Raw genomic sequence first — 21,170 nt, forward strand, 5'->3', positions numbered from 1 at the left:
TTCGGGGGGTGTGGGGGGGCGGGGGGGGTTGTGGGCGCGCCCGCGGCGCCCCCGCGGGGGGGGGGGGGGGGGGTGGGGGGGGGTGGGGCGGCGGGGGGCGGCCCCCCGGGGGGGGGGCCCCCCCCCGCCCCCGCGGGGGGGGGGGGGGGCCGGGGGGCGGCCGCCACCCCCACCACGGCGTCTTCGCGTTGATCAAGGCACGGGGATGTCCTAGCGGCCGGCGCCTCCGTCGGCGTTGGGGCCGGAGTAGTCCTCGCCGTAGGCGCCCTTGGCGGGGCGGCGGCGGCGCATGGGGGGCTCGACGCCGTCGGCGAGGCGGCGGGCGGTGAGCAGGAAGCCGGTGTGGCCGATCATCCGGTGGTCCGGGCGGACGGCGAGGCCCTCGACGTGCCAGTTGCGGATCATCGTCTCCCAGGAGGTCGGCTCGTTGAAGGAGCCGATCTCGCGGATGGACTCGACGGTCCGGGCGAGCTGGGTGGTGGTCGCGACGTAGCAGCACAGGATGCCGCCGGGCACGAGGGCCTTGGAGACGGCCTCCAGGCACTCCCAGGGGGCGAGCATGTCGAGGATGACGCGGTCGACGTCGGTGTCGGACAGGTTGTCCTGGAGGTCGCCGACGGTGAGCTGCCAGGCGGGGTGCGGTTCCCCGAAGTAGCGCTCCACGTTCTGGCGGGCGATGTCGGCGAAGTCCTCGCGGCGCTCGTAGGAGTGCAGCATGCCCTGGTCGCCGATGGCGCGCAGCAGGAAGCTGCTCAGCGAGCCGGAGCCGACGCCGGCCTCGACGACGCGTGCGCCGGGGAAGATGTCGGCGAAGGCGAGGATCTGTCCCGCGTCCTTCGGGTAGACGACGGCTGCCCCGCGGGGCATGGACAGGACGTAGTCGGGGAGCAGGGGGCGCAGCGCGAGGTAGGCGACGTTCCCGGTGGTGCGGACAACGCTGCCCTCGGGAGCACCGATCAGTTCGTCGTGGGGGAAGGAACCCTTGTGGGTGTGGAAGTTCTTCCCGGCCTCGAGCGTGAACGTGTAGTGGCGGCCCTTGGGGTCGGTCAGCTGAACCTGGTCCCCGACCTTGAAGGGCCCGCGCCTGCGGGCGGCACCGGTCGGTTCGGACATGTGACCAGCCTACCGGTTCCCTGCCGGGGGCTTGACCAGCATGTGGGGGGTGCCTGCGAGCGGCGCGGGCCGTTGGGGGTTGCTCGCGCCGGTTCCCGCGTCCCTTCGGGGTGCGTTCAGCTGGGCCTGGCCATTGCCTTGACGAAGGCCCGCTCGACGTCGGCCGCGGACAGGACGCCGTAGATCTCGCCGGTCTCCTCGATCACGAGGTACTCGCTGGCGGGGTTGGCGCGCAGGGCGTCCAGGAGTTCTTCGCCCGAGAGTTCGGCGGAGACGCGCATGCCGTCGGTGAGGTCCTGGGCGAGGGTGCTGACCGCGACCCAGGGGCGGCGGTGTTCGGGTACGCCGACGATGGCGGCCTCGCGGACCAGGGAGACGGGTCCGCCTTCGGTGTCGACGACGACCAGGGCGCGGGCTCCGGAGGCGTTGGCGCGGCGCAGGGCCTCGGAGAGGGGGGTGTCGGCGGGTACGGGGACGGCGCGTCGGGTGAGGGCGCGGGCGCGCAGTTCGGGGAGGTGTTCGCGCAGGCGGGCCATGCGCAGGCTGTTTCCGGCGCCGGTCCAGATGATGGCGGCGAGGATCGCGGCGAGCAGGGCGTCCATGACGGTGTCCATGCCGACGTTGTCCACGGCGTCGGAGCCGAGGGCGCCGGACTGGGTGAGCAGGGGCAGCCCGATCAGGACGGAGACGGCGAGGGCTCGGCCGACCCAGGCGGCGGCGACGGTGCCGTGCATGGGCTTGCCGGTGATCTTCCATACGACGGCGCGGAGCATGCGGCCGCCGTCGAGGGGGAGGCCGGGCAGGAGGTTGAAGGCGGCCACGATCAGGTTGGAGATCATCAGGCCGGCCAGCAGTACGCCGGGTACGGTGCCGGGTTCCACGGGCAGCAGGGCGAGGTAGAAGACGCCGGAGAGGACGAGGGAGAGGAGTGGGCCGACGAAGGCCAGCACGAATTCGCGGCCGGGGGTCTCGGCCTCCTTCTCGATCTCGGAGACGCCGCCGAAGAACTGGAGCTGGATGCGGCGTACGGGGAGCTTGAAGCGGAGTGCGGCGACGGTGTGCGCCAGTTCGTGGACGAGGACGGAGGCGTAGAAGGCGACGGCGAAGAAGAGGGAGACCAGGTAGCGGGCGGCGCCCAGCTCGGGCAGCACGCGGTCGAGCTGGCCGCCGAAGACCCAGGTGATGAGGGCGGCGACGAGGAACCAGCTGGGTGCGACGTACACGGGCACGCCGAAGGGCCTGCCCATGAGGAGTCCTCCGCCGGGCTCGGGCCGGCGCTGCGGCGGCCGCCCGGGTCCGCCCTTGCCGCCGCCGTGGGGTTCGCCGGCGGCGTGGTGGGCGGGGGGACGGGGCGGGGTGTGCGGGGGCGGGGTGTGGTCCGGGTTCTGGTTGTCGTTGTTCGGGGCCGGGTCCTGGTTGTCGTCGGGTCCCTGGGGTTCCGGGGCCGGTGTCCCGGGTGTCGTGGGGGCCGCGGGGTCCGGCTGTGCGCCGTCGGCGGCCGGGGCCGTGGGACCTGACTGGGGCCGGGCCGGCTCGTCGTTGCCGGACCGCGGGTGCCCGCTCCCGCCGCTCACGTCCACGGTGTCCCCTCGTTCGAAGCGTCTCCCGCCTGCCGGACGGGAGGGTCTCCTGTCGATGGTATGCGTCCGCCCCCGTCCGCTCCGCCCCGGCACCCCTGTGCTTCCCTTCCGTCACACGGGTCACGGGCCATGGGCTGGGTCACTGTCGGTGGCGGGCCGTAAGGTCTGTGGGCATGGAGACGAGCATCGAGGATGTCGCGGAGGACGCGGGCGGACCCGCCCGACCGGCGACGACGGTGGCGGACGGCGCGGACGCGGCGGTGGGCGCGGAGGCCGCCGCCCCCGTCCCCGTGGCGATACGGCCCGCCTCGCTCTCGCCCTCCCGGGCCGGCGATTTCATGCAGTGCCCGTTGTTGTACCGGTTCCGGGTCATCGACCGGCTGCCGGAGAAGCCGAGCGAGGCGGCGACGAGGGGCACGCTGGTGCACGCGGTGCTGGAGCGGCTCTTCGACGCCCCGGCGGCCGAGCGCACCGCGCCGCGGGCCAAGGCGCTGGTCCCCGGTCAGTGGGACCGGCTGCGGGAGAGCCGGCCGGAGGTCGGCGAGCTGTTCGCGGACGATCCGGAGGGCGAGCGGCTCGCGCGGTGGCTCGGGGAGGCGGAGCGGCTCGTCGAGCGGTGGTTCACCCTGGAGGACCCGAGCCGGCTGGAGCCCGCCGAGCGGGAGCTGTTCGTGGAGGCGGAGCTGGACTCGGGGCTGCGGCTGCGCGGCATCATCGACCGGGTCGACGTGGCTCCCACGGGCGAGGTGCGGATCGTCGACTACAAGACGGGCAAGGCCCCCAGGCCGCAGTACGCCGAGGGCGCGCTGTTCCAGATGAAGTTCTACGCGCTGGTGGTGTGGCGGCTGAAGAAGGTCGTCCCGCGGCGCCTCCAGCTCGTCTATCTCGGCAGCGGCGACGTGCTCACCTACGATCCGGTCCTCGCCGACCTGGAGCGGGTGGAGCGCAAGCTGCTGGCGTTGTGGGAGGCGATCCGGCTGGCGACCGAGACGGGCGAGTGGCGTCCGCGTCCCACCAAGCTGTGCGGCTGGTGCGACCACCAGGCGCACTGCCCGGAGTTCGGCGGTACTCCCCCGCCGTATCCGCTGCCGGTGAGGGCGGCCGAGTCCGGTGACACCGAGCAGGGCAGAATGGGGCCGGGCTAGCCGAAGGAGACTTACGTGGCCATTCGCGTCCTACTGGTCGACGACCAGCCGCTGCTGCGCACGGGCTTCCGGATGATTCTGGAGGCGGAGCAGGACATCGCGGTCGTCGGCGAGGCCGGCGACGGCCTTCAGGCGCTCGACCAGGTGCGGGCGCTGCAGCCCGATGTGGTGCTGATGGACATCCGCATGCCGCGGATGGACGGTGTGGAGGCGACCCGGCAGATCACCGGGCCCGAGCGGGACGGTCCGGCGAAGGTGCTGGTGCTGACCACTTTCGACCTCGACGAGTACGTGGTGGAGGCGTTGAAGGCGGGCGCCAGCGGGTTCCTGCTGAAGGACGCTCCGGCCAACGAGCTGGTGCAGGCGATCCGGGTGGTGGCGGGCGGCGAGGCGATGCTGGCGCCGAGCATCACGCGGCGGCTGCTCGACAAGTACGCCACGCATCTGCCCTCGGGCGACGAGCCGGTGCCGGACACGCTGCACACGCTGACGGACCGCGAGGTCGAGGTGCTGAAGCTGGTGGCCCGGGGTCTGTCCAACGCGGAGATCGCCGCCGACCTGTTCGTCAGTGAGACGACCGTGAAGACGCATGTGGGTCATGTGCTGACCAAGCTGGGTCTGCGGGACCGGGTGCAGGCTGCGGTGTACGCGTACGAGAGCGGTCTGGTCCGCCCGGGCGCGCAGTAGAGCAGCAGAGCAGCGCGAAGGGCGCCCTTCTCCGGTCGGAGGAGGGCGCCCTTCGCGTGGTCCGGCGGGGGTGTCAGCCGCTCACGCCCCGGCCCAGCTCCCACAGCTGGAGCGACGAGGAGGAGTTGAGCAGGTAGGCGGTGCCGGTGACGTCGTCGCCGGCCGCCACGTACTGCTTGCCCTGCCAGAGCGGGATGACCGGGACGTCCTCGGCGGTGATGTCCTGGATCTCCGTGAGGGTGTCCACCGCGGAGAGGCGGTCGGCCTCACGCCGGGACTCGGGGATCAGATCGTTGATGATCTTCGGGTTCAGGTAGGGCGAGTTGAGCGTGTTGTCCCGGTCGAGGAACGGCGCGATGAAGCTGTCCGCGTCCGGGAAGTCGGGGAACCAGCCCATGCCGAAGACGTCGTACTTCAGCTCGCGCTCGGCGGGCCGGAAGACGTCCCAGGGCTTGCCCTCGATGTCGACGTCGAAGAGGCCGCTCTCGTTGAGCTGGCGCTTCAGCTCCTCGAACTCCGGCTTGGTCGCGGCACCGTAGTGGTCGGTGGTGTAGTGCAGGGTGAGCTTGACGGGCGTTTCGATGCCGGCCGACTTCAGCGCCTGCTTCGCGGCGCCCGGGTCCGGGTCGCCGTACTTGTTGAAGAACGAGTTGGAGTGGCCGGTGATGCTGGCCGGGACCATCGAGTACAGCGGCTCGGCCTGGGAACCGTAGACCTTGGCGACGAGTTCGTCGCGGTTGATGAGCCGGGCCATGGCCTGCCGGATGGCCTTGTCCTTCACGCTGGGCGCGTCGACGTTGAAGCCCAGGTACCGGATCTCGAGACCGGCGACCTCGATGAGCTTGACGTCGCTGTCGGCGCTGTTGGAGAGCTTGCTGATCTGCTCCGGCGTCATCGCGCGCGTCATGACGTCGATGTCGCCCTTCTCCAGGGCGCTTCCCATGGCGTCGGCGTCGTCGAAGGACACCAGCTCCACCTTGTCGTTGTTCACCTTCAGACTCCCCTTGTAGTTGGGGTTCTTGGTGAACACGACCTTGTCGAGGACGCCGTCCTTGGACTCGCCCTTCATCTCGTACGGGCCGGACCCGCTGAGTTCGAAGCCCTCGCGCAGCTTGTCCTTCGGGTAGGACTCCTTGCTCACGATGCCGGCCACGGGCGTCGACAGCTTGTACGGGAAGGTCGCGTCGGCGGAGTTGAGGTGGAAGATGACCTCGCGGTCGCCCTGGGTCTCCACGGTGTCCACGGTCGACAGCAGCGCGGAGACGCCGCTGTCGGCCTTCAGGGACATGGCGCGGTCGATGGAGTACTTGACGTCCTCGGCGGTGATGGCGTCGCCGTTGGAGAACTGCAGGCCGTCGCGCAGGGTGCAGGCGTAGCGCTCGTTGCCGGTGTCGGTGAAGCCGCACTTCTCGGCGGCCTCGGGGACGGGCTCGCCGTCACCGCGCGGCTGGGTCATCAGCGTCTGCGAGGTGTGGCGCATGATGTTCCAGGCTCCGACGTCGTAGGCCCAGGCCGGGTCGAGGGGCGCCGTGACGTCCTTCGTGATGGTGAACCGGTCCGTGGTGCCGACGACTATCGCGTCCCCGCCGCCGCTGCCGCCGTCGTCCCCGCCGCAGGCGGCGAGTACCGGCGCGAGCAGGCCGACGACGACCGGCAGCACCAAAGTCTTACGGTTCATGCTCGAGTTTCTCCAGAGCTGTCGGTCCGTGTATCCGGAATGCAGGGGTGTCGCGGCGGATCACGGGGGTAGTGGCGGACGTTCTGGCGACGAGATTAGTCCGCGCCCGCACGGGGGCTCGCAGCCACCGGAGTTGGGGGCTCATCACGGAGCGAAACCGGGTGTGGACACACCGAAAACCCGACAGTGGAAGGATTAGTGCAGGCTTTCACCAATCAGGACACAAGGACTCCTCGACAACGTTCGCCCAGCCGAAAGCAGCACACCTACGCACGCCTGTCGACCCCTGACAACGTGGGGAACGTCACACTTCGAGCTCTGTGACCGGTGCTGCAATTCGGCCATCGGGGAGGGTGGGAATATCCCCGTGAACGCCTAGAGCATTACGGTCATCAGACCGCGCAGAAATGTCAGGTCGACCTCTTCCAGGGAACCGACCACGGTGCGCCGCGCGCCCGGTGTGATGGGGGCGACCGAGGGCACGGCGACGACCTGGCAGCCGGCGGCCTCGGCGGCGGCGACCCCGGTCGCGGTGTCCTCGACGACGGCGCACCGCGCGGGGTCCACGCCGAGCCCGGCCGCGGCGGCCAGGTAGGGGTCGGGGTGGGGCTTGGTGCGCGACACCTCGTCACCGGCGACGGTGAGGGCGAAGTTCTGCGGGCCCAGCGAGGTCAGCACGCGGTCGATGATGCGCCGGTGCGAGGCGGAGACCAGGGCGGTGGGGATCTGGTGCGCGGAGAGTTCCGCCAGCAGCCGGGCGGCTCCCGGCATGAGCCGCAGGCCGCTGCCGATGCGCTGCTCGAAGCCGTCGTTGAGCAGGACGCTCAGTTCGGCGAGGGTGATGTCGGCGCCGGTGGCCTCGATCAGGAAGCCGGCGCTGCGGGTCATGGGGCCGCCGACGACCACGTGGCGCCAGGAGTCGTCGAGGGTGTGGCCGAGGGAGGCGAAGACCTCGACCTCGACGTCCCACCAGAAGCCCTCGGTGTCCACCAGGGTGCCGTCCATGTCGAGGAGCACGGCCTGCAGGGCTGAGCCTTCGGCCGTACGGGTTCCGAGTGCGGGGACCGTGCTGGTCATCCACGTACCTCCTTGAGGGACGATCAGGCCGGTTCCCACGTGGGAACCGGCCTGCGGTGGACCGACCAGTGTACGTCGTGCGGGACCGGAACGCCTGGTGTGGCCGGTGGAACGGCTCACACAGGGGTTCAGCGGGCGTTGAAGTACTTCGCCTCGGGGTGGTGAATGACGATGGCGTCGGTGGACTGCTCGGGGTGGAGCTGGAACTCCTCCGACAGGTGGACGCCGATGCGCTCCGGCTGGAGCAGGTCGGCGATCTTGGCGCGGTCCTCCAGGTCCGGGCAGGCGCCGTAGCCGAGGGAGAAGCGGGCGCCCCGGTACTTCAGGGCGAACATGTCCTCCATCTCGGCGGGGTCCTCACCGGCGAAGCCCAGCTCGGAGCGCACGCGCGCGTGCCAGTACTCGGCGAGGGCCTCGGCGAGCTGCACGGACAGGCCGTGCAGCTCGAGGTAGTCGCGGTAGGCGTTGGCCTCGAACATGCGGGCCGTCTCCTCGCCGATGCGGGAGCCGACGGTGACGACCTGGAAGCCGACGACGTCGGTCTCGCCGGACTCCTCCGGGCGGAAGAAGTCGGCCAGGCACAGCCGCCGGCCGCGGCGCTGGCGCGGGAAGCTGAACCGGGTGCGCTCGTTGCCGTCGTCGTCGAGGACGATGAGGTCGTCGTCCTTGGAGACGCAGGGGAAGTAGCCGTAGACGACGGCCGCCTCCAGCAGGTTGTCCGTCTGGAGCCGGTCGAGGAGGCCGCGCAGTCGCGGCCGGCCCTCGGTCTCGACCAGTTCGTCGTACGAGGGTCCCTCGCCGGTGCGGGCCTGCTTGAGGCCCCACTGGCCCTTGAACAGGGCGCCCTCGTCGAGCCAGGAGGCGTACTCCTTGAGCTGGATGCCCTTGACGACGCGGGTGCCGCGGAACGGCGGTTCGGGCACCGGGTTGTCGACGGCGACGTCGGAGCGGACGTGGCCCTCCTCGGGCCGCTCCTCGACCTGGACGGTGGACGCCCGCACCCTGCGCTGCTTGAGGTCGGGCAGCTTCGCGCCCGGCACTCCCCGCTTGATCCCGATCAGCGCGTCCATGAGGCGCAGGCCCTCGAAGGCGTCGCGGGCGTAGCGGACCTCGCCGTCGTAGATCTCGTGCAGGTCCTGCTCGACGTAGGCGCGGGTGAGGGCCGCGCCGCCGAGGATCACGGGGTAGTCGGCGGCCAGCTTGCGCTGGTTCAGCTCCTCCAGGTTCTCCTTCATGATCACCGTGGACTTGACCAGGAGCCCGGACATGCCGATGACGTCGGCCTTGTGCTCGTCGGCCGCCTCCAGGATCGCGGAGACCGGCTGCTTGATGCCGAGGTTGACGACGTTGTAGCCGTTGTTGGACAGGATGATGTCGACGAGGTTCTTGCCGATGTCGTGGACGTCGCCGCGGACCGTGGCGAGCACGATGGTGCCCTTGCCGTCGTCGTCGGTCTTCTCCATGTGCGGTTCCAGGTGCGCCACCGCGGTCTTCATGACCTCGGCGGACTGGAGCACGAACGGCAGCTGCATCTGGCCGGAGCCGAACAGCTCGCCGACGACCTTCATGCCGTCCAGCAGGGTCTCGTTCACGATCTCCAGCGCCGGACGCTCCTGGAGGGCTTCGTCCAGGTCCTGCTCGAGGCCGTTGCGCTCACCGTCGATGATGCGCCGCTTGAGCCGCTCGTCCAGCGGCAGCGCCGCGAGTTCCTCGGCCTTGGACGCCTTGAGGGACTTGGCGGTGGCGCCCTCGAAGAGCTGCATCAGCTTCTGCAGCGGGTCGTAGCCCTCGCTGCGCCGGTCGTAGATCAGGTCGAGCGCGGTGGTGACCTGTTCGTCGTCGAACCGGGCGATCGGCAGGATCTTGGACGCGTGGACGATCGCCGAGTCCAGGCCCGCCTTGACGCACTCGTCCAGGAACACGGAGTTCAGCAGGATGCGGGCGGCCGGGTTGAGGCCGAAGGAGATGTTGGACAGGCCGAGCGTGGTCTGGACGTCCGGGTGCCGCCTCTTCAGCTCCCGGATGCCCTCGATGGTGGCGATGCCGTCCTTGCGGGACTCCTCCTGGCCGGTGCAGATGGTGAACGTCAGGCAGTCGACGAGGATGTCCGACTCGTGGATGCCCCAGTTGCCGGTGAGGTCGTCGATGAGCCGCTCGGCGATCTCGACCTTCTTCTCGGCGGTGCGGGCCTGGCCCTCCTCGTCGATGGTCAGCGCGATCAGGGCGGCGCCGTGCTCCCGCGCCAGCGTCGTGACCCGCGCGAAGCGGGACTCCGGGCCGTCGCCGTCCTCGTAGTTCACCGAGTTGATCACCGCGCGGCCGCCGAGCTTCTCCAGCCCGGCCTGGACGACCTCGACCTCGGTGGAGTCCAGCACGATCGGCAGGGTCGACGCGGTCGCGAAGCGCCCCGCCAGCTCCTCCATGTCGGCCACTCCGTCGCGGCCGACGTAGTCCACGCACAGGTCGAGCATGTGCGCGCCCTCGCGGATCTGGTCGCGGGCCATCTCCACGCAGTCGTCCCAGCGGCCCTCCAGCATGGCCTCGCGGAACTTCTTCGAGCCGTTGGCGTTGGTCCGCTCGCCGATCGCCAGGTACGAGGTGTCCTGCCGGAAGGGGACCGTCTGGTAGAGGGAGGCGGCGCCCGGTTCGGGCCGGGGCCGGCGCTCGCCGGGTGCCGTGTCCCGCACCCGCTCGACGACCTGGCGCAGGTGCTCGGGCGTGGTGCCGCAGCAGCCGCCGATCAGGGACAGGCCGTACTCGCGGACGAACGTCTCCTGGGCGTCCGCCAGCTCCGGCGCGGTCAGCGGGTAGTGCGCCCCGTCCTTGCCCAGGACGGGCAGACCGGCGTTGGGCATGCAGGACAGCGGGATACGGGAGTGCCGGGCGAGGTAGCGCAGGTGCTCGCTCATCTCCGCCGGGCCGGTGGCGCAGTTCAGGCCGATCATGTCGATGCCCAGCGGCTCCAGCGCCGTGAGCGCGGCGCCGATCTCCGAGCCGAGCAGCATGGTGCCGGTCGTCTCGACGGTCACCGACACGATCACCGGCAGGTCGAGGCCGAGGGCGTCGAGGGCGCGCCGGGCGCCGAGCACGGAGGACTTGGTCTGGAGAAGGTCCTGCGTGGTCTCCACCAGCAGGGCGTCGGCGCCGCCCGCGACCAGGCCCTCCGCGTTGCGCTGGTAGGCGTCGCGCAGCACCGTGTACGGGGCGTGTCCGAGGGTGGGGAGCTTCGTGCCGGGGCCCATCGAGCCGAGGACCCAGCGCTGCCGGCCGTCGCGGGTCTGGAACTCGTCGGCCACCTCGCGGGCCACCCGGGCACCGGCCTCGGACAGCTCGTGGACGCGCTCGGGGATGTCGTACTCGCCCAGCGCGGAGTGGTTCGCGCCGAAGGTGTTCGTCTCCACGCAGTCGACGCCGGCGGCGAAGTACTCCTCGTGCACCGAGCGCACGATGTCCGGCCGGGTGAGGTTCAGGACCTCGTTGCACCCCTCCAGCTGCTGGAAGTCGTCCATTGAGGGGTTCTGCGCCTGGAGCATGGTGCCCATCGCGCCGTCGGCGACCACGACGCGGCTGGCGAGGGCCTCGCGGAGGGCGGACACACGGGTCCGGGTGTCGGCGGGCGGGGTGGATGGCGACGAGGCCATGAAAGGGCTCCCTAGGATGCGACGGCTGTCGGCTTTGCGCTGCCCGGGTGCCGTCCGCTGGGGACGTCCCGGGGGAGAACGCACGACGCCAGGGTAGCCGGGACCTGGAACGGATGGTCGGGGCGTCCACGAGGCGGACGAGTGTGGCGGGGCGAAACGGCCGCCGAAAGGATGACGCGCGGTCCCCGGCGGCCTCCGGGGGTGGCCGTGACGACCGGGACGTGGCCGAAGTGCAACAGTTGCCCGCCGACGGTTAGCGGGAGGTCGGCATCGACCGGTAGTGTTCGGCATTGCCGAACGACGTCAGTGGCGCCGAGGTCGGCACTCGAAGGGGACGGAGGCAGTACGTCGATGGCACGGAACATCCAGTCGCTCGAACGGGCGGCCGCGATGCTGCGCCTGCTCGCGGGCGGTGAGCGGCGGCTCGGCCTGTCGGACATCGCCTCCTCGCTGGGTCTGGCCAAGGGCACCGCACACGGCATCCTGCGCACCCTCCAGCAGGAGGGCTTCGTCGAGCAGGACGACGCCTCCGGGCGCTACCAGCTGGGCGCGGAGCTGCTGCGCCTGGGCACGACGTACCTCGACGTGCACGAGCTGCGGGCCCGCGCGCTGGTGTGGACGGACGACCTGGCCCGCTCCAGCGGGGAGAGCGTCCACCTGGGGGTCCTGCACCAGCAGGGCGTCCTGATCGTGCACCACGTCTTCCGGCCGGACGACAGCCGGCAGGTCCTGGAGATCGGGGCCATGCAGCCGCTGCACTCCACGGCGCTGGGCAAGGTGCTGTCGGCGTACGACCCGGTCGCGCACAGCGAGGCGCTGGAGGCGGACCGCAAGGCGTACACGGACCGGACGGTCTGCGAACCCGAGGGGTTCGAGCACATCCTGGACATCACCCGCGCGCGCGGGTACGCGGCCGACGTCGAGGAGACCTGGGAGGGGATCGCCTCCATCGCCGCCCCCATCCACGACCGCAGGCGCATGCCGGTCGGCGCGGTCGGCATCACCGGCGCGGTGGAGCGGCTGCGCCGGGACGGCGAGCTGCGGCCCGAGTTGGTCGCGGCGGTCCGGGACTGCGCCCGCGCGGTGTCGCGGGACCTGGGCGCCGGGCGCTTCTAGCGGCCTTCCGGCGGCTGGGGAGGGATTCGAGGGCCGGGCGCCGCAGAGCGTCCCGGCCCTCTGTCATGTCCGCCCGAGGACCGATAGCCCGAGACGATCAATAACGATCGTGCTTTCGATAACAGGGCTCTTGACGCACCCGGGTCACCGAGCCAGACTCGCGTCCATCGGTCGGCATTGTCGAACACCTACCGGCAATACGCGTTAGAGTAGACAACGCCAAGGGCCGCCATCGCTCTCATACCGAGGGCGCCGGAACACCCGGAGGGACCCGGGGTTCGGCTTCCCCTGGACGAAGGACAAAGGAGTCGCGGGTGTCCAGCTCCGACATCTTCATCGGCGAGACCATCGGTACCGCCATACTCATCCTGCTCGGCGGCGGTGTGTGTGCCGCCGTGACGCTCAAGGCCTCCAAGGCGCGCAACGCCGGCTGGGTCGCCATCGCCCTCGGGTGGGGCTTCGCCGTCATGACGGCGGCGTACATCTCGACGCCGCTCTCCGGCGCCCACCTCAACCCGGCCGTGACAATCGGCATCGCGATCAAGGACGGTGACTGGAGCAACGTCCCGACCTACTTCGCGGGCCAGATGCTCGGCGCCATGATCGGTGCGGTCCTGGTCTGGGTCGCCTACTACGGCCAGTTCCAGGCCCACCTCACCGACCGCGAGATCGTCGGCGGTCCGGGCGCGCAGGACACGACGGCCAAGGCCGTCGAGGCGCAGGAGAAGGGCGCGGGACCCGTCCTGGGCGTCTTCTCCACCGGCCCCGAGATCCGGCACGTGGTGCAGAACCTCGCCACCGAGATCATCGGCACCTTCGTCCTGCTGCTCGCCATCCTCACCCAGGGCCTCAACGGCGAGGGCAACGGACTCGGCGTCCTGGGCGTCCTGATCACGGCGTTCGTGGTGGTCTCCATCGGCCTGTCGCTCGGCGGTCCGACGGGCTACGCCATCAACCCGGTCCGCGACCTCGGCCCGCGCATCGTGCACGCCCTGCTGCCCCTGCCCAACAAGGGCGGTTCCGACTGGTCCTACGCGTGGATCCCGGTCGTCGGTCCGCTCATCGGCGGCGCCATCGCCGGAGGTGTCTACAACCTCGCGTTCGCCTGAGCGGACCTACGCTCGGCCCTCATCGGGCCGCAGCACAAGCGCCGCACCGACCGGCCACCCACCACGGAACCCAGGAGCACACAGTGACCGACGCCCACACCGCCGGACCCTTCATCGCGGCCATCGACCAGGGGACCACGTCGTCCCGCTGCATCGTCTTCGACCGCGACGGGCGCATCGTCTCCGTCGACCAGAAGGAGCACGAGCAGATCTTCCCGAAGCCGGGCTGGGTCGAGCACAACGCCACCGAGATCTGGACCAACGTCCAGGAGGTCGTCGCCGGTGCCGTCGAGAAGGCCGGCATCACCCGCGACGACATCAAGGCCATCGGCATCACCAACCAGCGCGAGACCACCCTCGTCTGGGACAAGAACACCGGTGAGCCCGTCCACAACGCCATCGTCTGGCAGGACACGCGCACCGACGCCCTGTGCAAGGAACTCGGCCGCAACGTCGGTCAGGACCGCTTCCGCCGCGAGACCGGCCTGCCGCTGGCCTCCTACTTCGCCGGCCCCAAGGCCCGCTGGCTGCTCGACAACGTCGACGGGGTGCGCGAGCGCGCCGAGGCGGGCGACCTGCTCTTCGGCACCATGGACACCTGGGTCATCTGGAACCTGACCGGCGGTGTGAACGGCGGCAAGCACGTCACCGACGTCACCAACGCCTCCCGCACCATGCTGATGAACCTGCACACCATGGCGTGGGACGAGAAGATCGCCGAGTCCATCGGCGTGCCGATGCAGATGCTCCCCGAGATCCGCTCCTCCGCCGAGGTCTACGGCGAGATCACCGGCGGCCGGCTCGGCGACCTGCTGGGCGGCATCCCGGTCGCCTCCGCGCTCGGCGACCAGCAGGCGGCCCTGTTCGGGCAGACCTGCTTCTCCGAGGGCGAGACCAAGTCGACGTACGGCACCGGCACCTTCATGGTGATGAACACCGGCGACAAGCTCATCAACTCCTACTCGGGCCTGCTGACCACCGTCGGCTACAAGATCGGCGACCAGGACACGGTCTACGCCCTGGAGGGCTCGATCGCCGTCACCGGTTCGCTGGTGCAGTGGATGCGCGACCAGATGGGCCTGATCTCCACCGCCGCCGAGATCGAGACCCTCGCCCTGACGGTCGAGGACAACGGCGGCGCCTACTTCGTCCCGGCCTTCTCCGGCCTGTTCGCCCCGTACTGGCGCTCCGACGCCCGCGGTGTGATCGCCGGCCTCACCCGGTACGTCACCAAGGCGCACCTCGCGCGCGCCGTCCTGGAGGCCACCGCCTGGCAGACGCGGGAGATCGCGGACGCCATGACGAAGGACTCCGGTGTGGAGCTGACCGCCCTCAAGGTCGACGGCGGCATGACCTCCAACAACCTGCTGATGCAGACCCTCGCCGACTTCGTGGACGCCCCCGTGGTGCGCCCGATGGTCGCCGAGACCACCTGCCTCGGCGCCGCCTACGCCGCCGGCCTGGCCGTCGGCTTCTGGAACAGCACCGACGACCTGCGCGCCAACTGGCGGCGGGCCGCCGAGTGGACCCCCCGCATGGACGCGGAGACCCGCGACCGTGAGTACAAGAGCTGGCTCAAGGCCGTCGAGCGGACCATGGGCTGGCTCGAGGACGAGGAGTAAGAACCGCAATGACCACTCAGTCCACCCTGCAGTCCGTGCCTGCCCTGGGTACGCACCCGGCCTCCGGCTCCAACCCGAGCCGGGCCGAGACCCGGGAGCAGCTCTCCAAGGCGTCGTACGACCTTCTCGTGATCGGCGGCGGCATCCTGGGCATCTCCACCGCCTGGCACGCCGCGCAGTCCGGTCTCAGGGTGGCCGTGGTCGACGCCGGCGACTTCGCCGGCGCCACCTCCTCTGCCTCCTCCAAGCTGCTCCACGGCGGACTGCGCTACCTGCAGACCGGCGCGGTGAAGCTGGTGGCGGAGAACCACTTCGAGCGCCGTGCGGTCTCCCGCCAGGTGGCCCCCCACCTGGCGAACCCGCTCACGTTCTACCTCCCCGTATACAAGGGCGGGCCGCACGGCGCGGCGAAGCTCGGGGCCGGCGTCTTCGCGTACTCGGCGCTGTCCGCCTTCGGCGACGGCGTCGGCCACCTGCTCTCCCCGGCCAAGGCCGCGCAGGACGTGCCGGAGCTGCGCACCGACAACCTCAAGGCCGTGGCCGTGTACGGCGACGACCAGATGAACGACGCCCGCATGGCGCTGATGACCGTGCGCGCGGCGGTCGACTCCGGCGCGGTCGTCCTCAACCACGCCGAGGTCACCGGCCTGCGCTTCACCAGGGGCCGGGTGACCGGCGCCGAGCTCAAGGACCGGCTGACCGGCGACGAGTTCGGGGTGAACGCGCGCCTGGTGCTCAACGCCACCGGTCCCTGGGTCGACCACCTGCGCCGCATGGAGGACCCGGCGGCGGCGCCGTCCATCCGCCTGTCCAAGGGCGCGCACCTGGTGCTCAAGCGCACCGCGCCCTGGAAGGCGGCGCTGGCCACCCCGATCGACAAGTACCGGATCACCTTCGCCCTCCCCTGGGAGGACATGCTGCTGCTCGGCACGACCGACGAGGAGTTCGAGGGCGACCCGGCGGACGTCGCGGTCAACGACAAGGACATAGCGCAGATCCTCGACGAGGCCGCGTTCTCCATCCGCGACCAGCAGCTCGACCGGGACCTGATCACGTACTCCTTCGCGGGCCTGCGGGTGCTTCCCGGCGGTCCGGGTGACACCGCCAAGGCCAAGCGCGAGACGGTCGTCACCGAGGGCCGGGGCGGCATGCTGTCCGTGGCCGGCGGCAAGTGGACCACCTTCCGCCACATCGGCCGCACGGTGATGAAGAAGCTGGAGGCGCTGCCGGGCCACCCGCTGGGCGAGGACTTCGAGCCCATCGCGTCGCTGCCGAAGAAGCTGCCGCTGCCCGGTGTCGCCAACCCGCGCGCGGTCGCCCACCGCCTGCTGGTCGACGGTCCGGCGCCCGGCCCGCGCATGGCCGCGGACACCGCGCGGCACCTGGCGACCCACTACGGTTCGCTGGCCTTCGACATCGCCCGGCTCGCCAACGAGAACCCCGAACTGGCCGAGCGGGTCCACCCGGACGCCCCGGAGATCTGGGCGCAGGTCGTGTGGGCCCGGGACAACGAGTGGGCCGAGACGGCGGACGACGTGCTGCGCCGCCGGACCACGCTGACCATCCGCGGCCTGGCCACCGACGACGTCCGCGCGAAGGTCCAGGGCCTGCTCGAAGGGAAGTAGGCCCGCGCTCTCCGGGCAGGCCAGGAGGGTGTCCGGCCCCCTCTCGCGGGGCAGTGATCCGTTCACTGCCCCGTGCGAGGGGGCTGCGGGCGGCCCCTCCGCACGCCGTAAGGTTGGGGGGTACGCGAGGGCACGTCGGAAGGAGGCGCTGGGTGATCGAGCTCGAGGGGGTTCCCGAGCTGGTCGACCCGGTCATGGTGGCCGCGTTCGAGGGCTGGAACGATGCCGGCGACGCCGCCTCCACCGCGGTCGCGCATCTCGACAGGGAATGGAAGGGCGAGGTCTTCGCGGCGCTGGACGCCGAGGACTACTACGACTTCCAGGTCAACCGTCCCACCGTCTTCATGGAGGACGGCGTCCGCAAGGTCACCTGGCCGACGACCAGGCTCTCGGTGGTGCGGATCGGCGGCGACAAACCGCGCGACCTCGTCCTCGTCCGCGGCATCGAACCGTCCATGCGCTGGCGCTCGTTCTGCAACGAACTGCTGGGCTTCGCCCACGAACTGGGCGTCGAGCTGGTGGTCGTCCTGGGCGCCCTGCTGGGCGACACCCCGCACACCCGCCCGGTGCCGATCAGCGGGACCACGTCCGACGCCGACCTGGCCCGGCGCATGGACCTGGAGGAGACCAAGTACGAGGGCCCCACCGGCATCGTCGGCATCCTCCAGGAGGCGTGCGCGCACGCGGGCGTGCCGGCCGTGTCGCTGTGGGCCGCGGTGCCGCACTACGTGTCGCAGCCGCCCAACCCGAAGGCGACGCTGGCCCTGCTGAACCGGCTGGAGGACCTGATCGGGGTGCGCGTTCCGCTGGGCGAGCTGGCCGAGGACGCGCGCGCCTGGCAGACGGGGGTGGACCAGCTGGCCGCCGAGGACAGCGAGGTCGCCGAGTACGTGCAGTCGCTGGAGGAGGCCCGGGACACCGCGGAGCTGCCGGAGGCGTCGGGCGAGGCGATCGCCCGCGAGTTCGAGCGGTACCTGCGGCGCCGGGACGGCTCCGGAACGGGCGGACCGGGCGGACACGCCACGGCGGACGGCGGCGACGGGCCGCCCGGCACGCCGTTTCTGCGGGACAACCCCAGCGGCCGGACCCGCCCGCCGCGGCCGCCCAAGGCGACCGGGGACGACGAGGAGTCGTCGGAGGACTGAGCGGGCTCACTGACGGAGGACGGGGGCGCTTCCCGGCGGAAGCGCCCCCGTTCCGCGTCCGTGCGCGGGTGTGCTGCGGCTGTGCGGCTGCCTACAGGGCCACGCCCATCAGGGCGTCCACCGCGCGGGAGACGACGCCGGGCGCGCCCTCGTCCGTGCCGCCGCTCTCCTGCTGGCGGGCGGCCCAGCGGTCGACGGCCTCGAGCGCGGCCGGCGAGTCCAGGTCGTTCGCGAGCGCCTCGCGGATCTCCTCGACGAGCGCCTCGGCGGGCGGGCCGTCGGGCCGGGACACGGCGGCGCGCCAGCGGTCCAGCCGGGCGACGGCGTCCCGCAGCACCTGGTCGGTCCACTCCCAGTCGGAGCGGTAGTGGTGGGCGAGCAGCGACAGCCGGACGGCGGCGGGGTCGACGCCGTCGCGGCGCAGCGCCGACACGAAGACCAGGTTGCCCTTGGACTTGGACATCTTCTCGCCGTCGAGACCGACCATGCCGGCGTGCACGTACGCCTTGGCCATGGGGAACTCGCCGGTGAGCGCCTGGGCGTGCGAGGCGCCCATCTCGTGGTGCGGGAAGGCGAGGTCGGAGCCGCCGCCCTGGACGTCGAAGCCCATGCCGAGGTGGTCGAGGGCGATGGCCACGCACTCGATGTGCCAGCCGGGGCGACCGCGGCCGAGGGACGCGCCGTCCCAGCTGGGCTCCCCTTCGCGGGCCGCCATCCACAGCATCGGGTCGAGCGGGTTCTTCTTGCCCGGCCGGTCCGGGTCGCCGCCCCGCTCCGCGGAGAGCAGCCGCATGGCCGCGGCGTCGAGGTGGGAGACGCCGCCGAAGTGGGGGTCGGCCTCGACGGAGAAGTAGGTGTCGCCCTCCAGTTCGTAGGCGGCGCCGGCGTCGCGCAGCCGCTCGACGAGCGGGACGATGCCGGGTATGGCCTCGACGGCGCCTATGTAGTGCCGGGGCGGCAGCATCCGCAGTGCCGTCATGTCCTCGCGGAAGAGGGCGGTCTCCTTCTCGGCGAGGGCGGTCCAGTCGACGTCGTCGCGCACGGCACGCTCCAGGAGCGGGTCGTCGACGTCGGTGACGTTCTGGACGTAGTGCACCTGTCGCTTGGTGTCGAGCCACACGCGCTGTACGAGGTCGAACGCGTTGTAGGTCGCCGCGTGCCCCATATGGGTCGCGTCGTACGGCGTGATGCCGCAGACGTAGATGCGGGCGACGGGACCGGGGGCGAGGGTCACCAGGTCTCCGGTCGCGGTGTCGTGGATCCTCAGGTCGCGGCCCTGACCGGGCAGGACGGGGACCTCGGAAGCGGGCCAGGCATGCATGTCATGAGCGTAACCGGACGGATGTTCCGTACACGAACCGGACCGGGCCGGATGGCCGGTAAGGCGCTCTTGCGCCGGAGTGGCCGTCGTGCTTCCACGACACCGGGGTGACTAGACCGGCGGCCACGGGATGGCCGGCCACTCGCCGCCGGGTTCGGGGTGTTTCCCGGAGGCCAGCAGGGTGTCGACCCTCGCGCGCGTGGCGTCGAGTTCCGCGGGGGTGATGAGGTCGCCGAGCCTGAGCGCCAGGGCGCCGCCGTCCTTCAGTGCCTCCCTGAGGGCGTCGAGCGCGGCCAGGGCCTCCCCGGTGAGCGGGTCGCCCGCCCAGCCCCACAGCAGGGTGCGCAGCTTGTTCTCGACGTGGAAGGTGACGCCGTGGTCGATGCCGTACAGCCGCTCACCGTCGGCGGGCAGCAGGTGCCCGCCCTTGCGGTCGGCGTTGTTGATCACGGCGTCCAGTACGGCGAGCCTGCGCAGCCGCTCGTCGTCGGCGTGCACGAGCAGTGCGGTGCGGCCCTCGCCGACCTCGGCCAGGGCGATGCCCTTCCAGCCGGGGCCGGGGTCCTCCTCGTCCACCAGGGCGAGCAGCTCCGTCTCCGGGACCGCCTCGATCCACAGCTGGACCATGCCCTCGCCGTAGGGCCCCTCGCGCAGCACGGTGGGCGGGACCAGGCCCCAGCCGGTGGCCTCGGACACCTCGTAGGCGGCGACCTCGCGCTGGGCGAGGGTGCCGTCGGGGAAGTCCCACAGGGGCCGCTCGCCGGCGACCGGCTTGTAGATGCAGGCCGCCTCGCGCCCCTCGTGCGTCACGGTGCAGTACAGCGCCGCGTTGGACGCCTCACGGATGCGTCCGCGCACGGTCAGTTCGCCCAGCGCGAGCAAATCGGCCGTGGCCGCGTCGGTGGTCACGCTCCGCGGCGGTATCCGTTCTGGCGCGGACATACGTGTCCTTCCGGGTCGAGCGGGAGACTGCACAGGGGGCACGGCGGGCGCCCGGCGTTGACGACGTCCAGGGCGCGCTTGGCGAAGGCCCTGGCCTGCGCGCCGGTGAGGCGGACCCGGAGCATCGGGGGGCCGTTCTCCTCGTCCTGGAGGAGCCGTTCCTCGGCCTCCGCCAGGTCCTCCTCGGACTCGGCCTCCAGCTCCACCAGGGCCTGCGCCTCGACGATCATGCGCTGGTCCTCGCCGTCCCAGGCCAGCGCCATGGTGCCGACCCGGAACTCCTCCTCCACGGGGGTGTCCAGCGGCGCGGTGTCGGACGGTTCGGTGGGGGCCACGGCGGGGACGACGGTGCTGCCGCCGCTGCGCCGCACGACCTCGTCCAGCAGCTCGTCCATGCGCTCGGCGAGGGCGGCGACCTGGGTCTTCTCCAGGGCCACGCTGGTCACCCGGGAGCCCGAGGTGGCCTGGAGGAAGAACGTACGGCGCCCGGGCAGCCCGACCGTGCCGGCCACGAAACGTTCCGGTTGGTCGTAGAGGAACACCTGACGGGACACGTCCTGTCTCCATGGAAGTCGGGGAAAGCGGAAGATTGGGGTCACTGCCGCGACCGGTTCACCCTACTGCGGCGGACGATCACGGTGCGCCCGCACCACCCCCGACCGGGGCTTCGTCGTCCGGCGGCGTCTGCTGCGGGGCCAGGGAGGCGAAGTCGCCGGTGTCACCGAGGCGTACGAGGAAGGGCCGCAGGCGTGTGTAGCGGATCGCGGTGACGGAGCAGGGCTCCACCGAGATCCGCTGGAAGAGGTCGAGGTGCAGGCCGAGGGCGTCCGCGACCAGGGACTTGATGATGTCGCCGTGCGAGCACATGAGGTAGAGGGCGTCGGCGCCGTGGTCGCGCTCCACGCGCGCGTTCCACTCGCGTACCGCCTCGGCGGCGCGGGTCTGCATCGCGCGCATCGACTCGCCGCCGGGGAAGGCCGCGGCCGACGGGTGGGACTGCACCACCTCCATGAGGGGTTCGTCCTTGAGCTCGGCGAGCTTGCGGCCGGACCAGTCGCCGTAGTGGCACTCGCCGATGCGTTCGTCGGTGTGCGCCCGCAGACCGGGCCGGGCGTCGAGCAGCGGCCGGATCGTTTCCTGGCAGCGCTGGAGCGGGCTGGTGACGATCTCGGAGAGTGGCAGGCCGGCGATCCGCGCGGGGAGCGCGGCGGCCTGTGCGGCGCCGCGTTCGTCGAGGGCCACGCCGGGCGTCCACCCGGCGAGCAGCCCCTCGGTGTTGGCGGTGGAACGTCCGTGCCTAACCAGGATCAGCGTGGGCATGCGGCCAGGGTAGGCGTACGGCGCGGTGCTGGGGCGCCGGGGCGAGGGG

General features: G+C 71.4%; 16 protein-coding genes. 7 read left to right on the top strand and 9 right to left on the bottom strand.

The window, feature by feature from the left end; all coding sequences use genetic code 11:
- Window positions 1-210 precede the first annotated feature (210 nt).
- Together ACGF3J_RS33330 and ACGF3J_RS33335 are read right to left on the bottom strand one after the other, a co-directional pair.
- Window positions 211-1,113 (bottom strand): tRNA (adenine-N1)-methyltransferase, encoded by a 903-nt coding sequence (locus tag ACGF3J_RS33330; RefSeq protein WP_161326203.1) that lies wholly within the window; start codon window positions 1,111-1,113, stop codon window positions 211-213.
- 116 nt (window positions 1,114-1,229) lie between these two features.
- Window positions 1,230-2,693 carry a site-2 protease family protein gene (locus ACGF3J_RS33335; RefSeq protein ID WP_393855523.1) on the bottom strand — a complete coding sequence of 488 codons (1,464 nt, stop codon included), beginning with the start codon at window positions 2,691-2,693 and terminating at the stop codon, window positions 1,230-1,232.
- Window positions 2,694-2,866: 173 nt separating this feature from the next.
- Here ACGF3J_RS33335 and ACGF3J_RS33340 point away from each other — a divergent pair, with 173 nt between their 5' ends.
- Entirely contained in the window at window positions 2,867-3,838 is a 972-nt protein-coding gene (locus ACGF3J_RS33340) for a RecB family exonuclease (RefSeq protein WP_161329859.1), read from the top strand.
- A 15-nt stretch (window positions 3,839-3,853) separates the two neighbouring features.
- A complete protein-coding gene (locus ACGF3J_RS33345; protein ID WP_064727043.1) occupies window positions 3,854-4,525 on the top strand; it encodes a response regulator transcription factor in 672 nt (223 codons plus the stop codon).
- Between the two features lie 73 nt (window positions 4,526-4,598).
- Here ACGF3J_RS33345 and ACGF3J_RS33350 read toward each other — a convergent pair whose 3' ends face one another.
- From ACGF3J_RS33350 to metH, 3 genes are all read right to left on the bottom strand, one after another.
- Entirely contained in the window at window positions 4,599-6,203 is a 1,605-nt protein-coding gene (locus tag ACGF3J_RS33350) for an ABC transporter substrate-binding protein (RefSeq protein WP_161329860.1), read from the bottom strand.
- Between the two features lie 375 nt (window positions 6,204-6,578).
- Window positions 6,579-7,280 (bottom strand): HAD family phosphatase, encoded by a 702-nt coding sequence (locus ACGF3J_RS33355; RefSeq protein ID WP_161329861.1) that lies wholly within the window; start codon window positions 7,278-7,280, stop codon window positions 6,579-6,581.
- A gap of 128 nt (window positions 7,281-7,408) precedes the next feature.
- Window positions 7,409-10,921, bottom strand: coding sequence for a methionine synthase (gene metH / locus ACGF3J_RS33360; RefSeq protein ID WP_161329862.1), 3,513 nt, complete (start codon window positions 10,919-10,921; stop codon window positions 7,409-7,411).
- A 351-nt stretch (window positions 10,922-11,272) separates the two neighbouring features.
- Between metH and ACGF3J_RS33365 the strand changes: the two genes are divergently transcribed.
- From ACGF3J_RS33365 to parJ, 5 genes are all read left to right on the top strand, one after another.
- The gene (locus tag ACGF3J_RS33365; RefSeq protein WP_161329863.1) at window positions 11,273-12,037 is read left to right on the top strand and encodes an IclR family transcriptional regulator; all 765 of its coding nucleotides are present in this window, start codon (window positions 11,273-11,275) and stop codon (window positions 12,035-12,037) included.
- A gap of 314 nt (window positions 12,038-12,351) precedes the next feature.
- Window positions 12,352-13,146: an MIP/aquaporin family protein gene (locus ACGF3J_RS33370; RefSeq protein WP_161329864.1), complete on the top strand. Its 795-nt coding sequence runs from the start codon at window positions 12,352-12,354 to the stop codon at window positions 13,144-13,146.
- An 83-nt stretch (window positions 13,147-13,229) separates the two neighbouring features.
- Window positions 13,230-14,768, top strand: coding sequence for a glycerol kinase GlpK (gene glpK / locus ACGF3J_RS33375; protein WP_122617327.1), 1,539 nt, complete (start codon window positions 13,230-13,232; stop codon window positions 14,766-14,768).
- Window positions 14,769-14,776: 8 nt separating this feature from the next.
- A complete protein-coding gene (locus tag ACGF3J_RS33380; RefSeq protein ID WP_161329865.1) occupies window positions 14,777-16,393 on the top strand; it encodes a glycerol-3-phosphate dehydrogenase/oxidase in 1,617 nt (538 codons plus the stop codon).
- A gap of 152 nt (window positions 16,394-16,545) precedes the next feature.
- Window positions 16,546-17,538 carry a filament polymerization regulator ParJ gene (parJ, locus tag ACGF3J_RS33385; RefSeq protein ID WP_125492588.1) on the top strand — a complete coding sequence of 331 codons (993 nt, stop codon included), beginning with the start codon at window positions 16,546-16,548 and terminating at the stop codon, window positions 17,536-17,538.
- Window positions 17,539-17,629: 91 nt separating this feature from the next.
- Here parJ and mshC read toward each other — a convergent pair whose 3' ends face one another.
- From mshC to ACGF3J_RS33405, 4 genes are all read right to left on the bottom strand, one after another.
- Window positions 17,630-18,859 carry a cysteine--1-D-myo-inosityl 2-amino-2-deoxy-alpha-D-glucopyranoside ligase gene (gene mshC / locus ACGF3J_RS33390; RefSeq protein WP_393855524.1) on the bottom strand — a complete coding sequence of 410 codons (1,230 nt, stop codon included), beginning with the start codon at window positions 18,857-18,859 and terminating at the stop codon, window positions 17,630-17,632.
- A gap of 111 nt (window positions 18,860-18,970) precedes the next feature.
- The gene (locus ACGF3J_RS33395; RefSeq protein ID WP_202557463.1) at window positions 18,971-19,801 is read right to left on the bottom strand and encodes an SCO1664 family protein; all 831 of its coding nucleotides are present in this window, start codon (window positions 19,799-19,801) and stop codon (window positions 18,971-18,973) included.
- The gene (locus tag ACGF3J_RS33400; RefSeq protein ID WP_161326310.1) at window positions 19,765-20,355 is read right to left on the bottom strand and encodes a DUF3090 domain-containing protein; all 591 of its coding nucleotides are present in this window, start codon (window positions 20,353-20,355) and stop codon (window positions 19,765-19,767) included. The genes ACGF3J_RS33395 and ACGF3J_RS33400 overlap by 37 nt, the downstream gene beginning before the upstream one ends.
- A 79-nt stretch (window positions 20,356-20,434) precedes the next feature.
- Complete coding sequence (locus ACGF3J_RS33405; protein ID WP_161326309.1) at window positions 20,435-21,121, bottom strand: histidine phosphatase family protein; 687 nt, start codon at window positions 21,119-21,121, stop codon at window positions 20,435-20,437.
- Between the last annotated feature and the right edge of the window lie 49 nt (window positions 21,122-21,170).

It is taken from the genome of Streptomyces sp. NPDC048171 (assembly GCF_043202655.1).
Classification (GTDB): Bacteria; Actinomycetota; Actinomycetes; order Streptomycetales; family Streptomycetaceae; genus Streptomyces.

Coding starts and splice junctions, on each gene's coding strand:
- ACGF3J_RS33330 (WP_161326203.1), bottom strand. CDS start 1,113: ATGTCCGAACCGACCGGTGCCGCCCGCAGGCGCGGGCCCTTCAAGGTC.
- ACGF3J_RS33340 (WP_161329859.1), top strand. CDS start 2,867: ATGGAGACGAGCATCGAGGATGTCGCGGAGGACGCGGGCGGACCCGCC.
- ACGF3J_RS33350 (WP_161329860.1), bottom strand. CDS start 6,203: ATGAACCGTAAGACTTTGGTGCTGCCGGTCGTCGTCGGCCTGCTCGCG.
- ACGF3J_RS33355 (WP_161329861.1), bottom strand. CDS start 7,280: ATGACCAGCACGGTCCCCGCACTCGGAACCCGTACGGCCGAAGGCTCA.
- metH (WP_161329862.1), bottom strand. CDS start 10,921: ATGGCCTCGTCGCCATCCACCCCGCCCGCCGACACCCGGACCCGTGTG.
- ACGF3J_RS33365 (WP_161329863.1), top strand. CDS start 11,273: ATGGCACGGAACATCCAGTCGCTCGAACGGGCGGCCGCGATGCTGCGC.
- ACGF3J_RS33380 (WP_161329865.1), top strand. CDS start 14,777: ATGACCACTCAGTCCACCCTGCAGTCCGTGCCTGCCCTGGGTACGCAC.
- mshC (WP_393855524.1), bottom strand. CDS start 18,859: ATGCATGCCTGGCCCGCTTCCGAGGTCCCCGTCCTGCCCGGTCAGGGC.
- ACGF3J_RS33395 (WP_202557463.1), bottom strand. CDS start 19,801: ATGTCCGCGCCAGAACGGATACCGCCGCGGAGCGTGACCACCGACGCG.
- ACGF3J_RS33405 (WP_161326309.1), bottom strand. CDS start 21,121: ATGCCCACGCTGATCCTGGTTAGGCACGGACGTTCCACCGCCAACACC.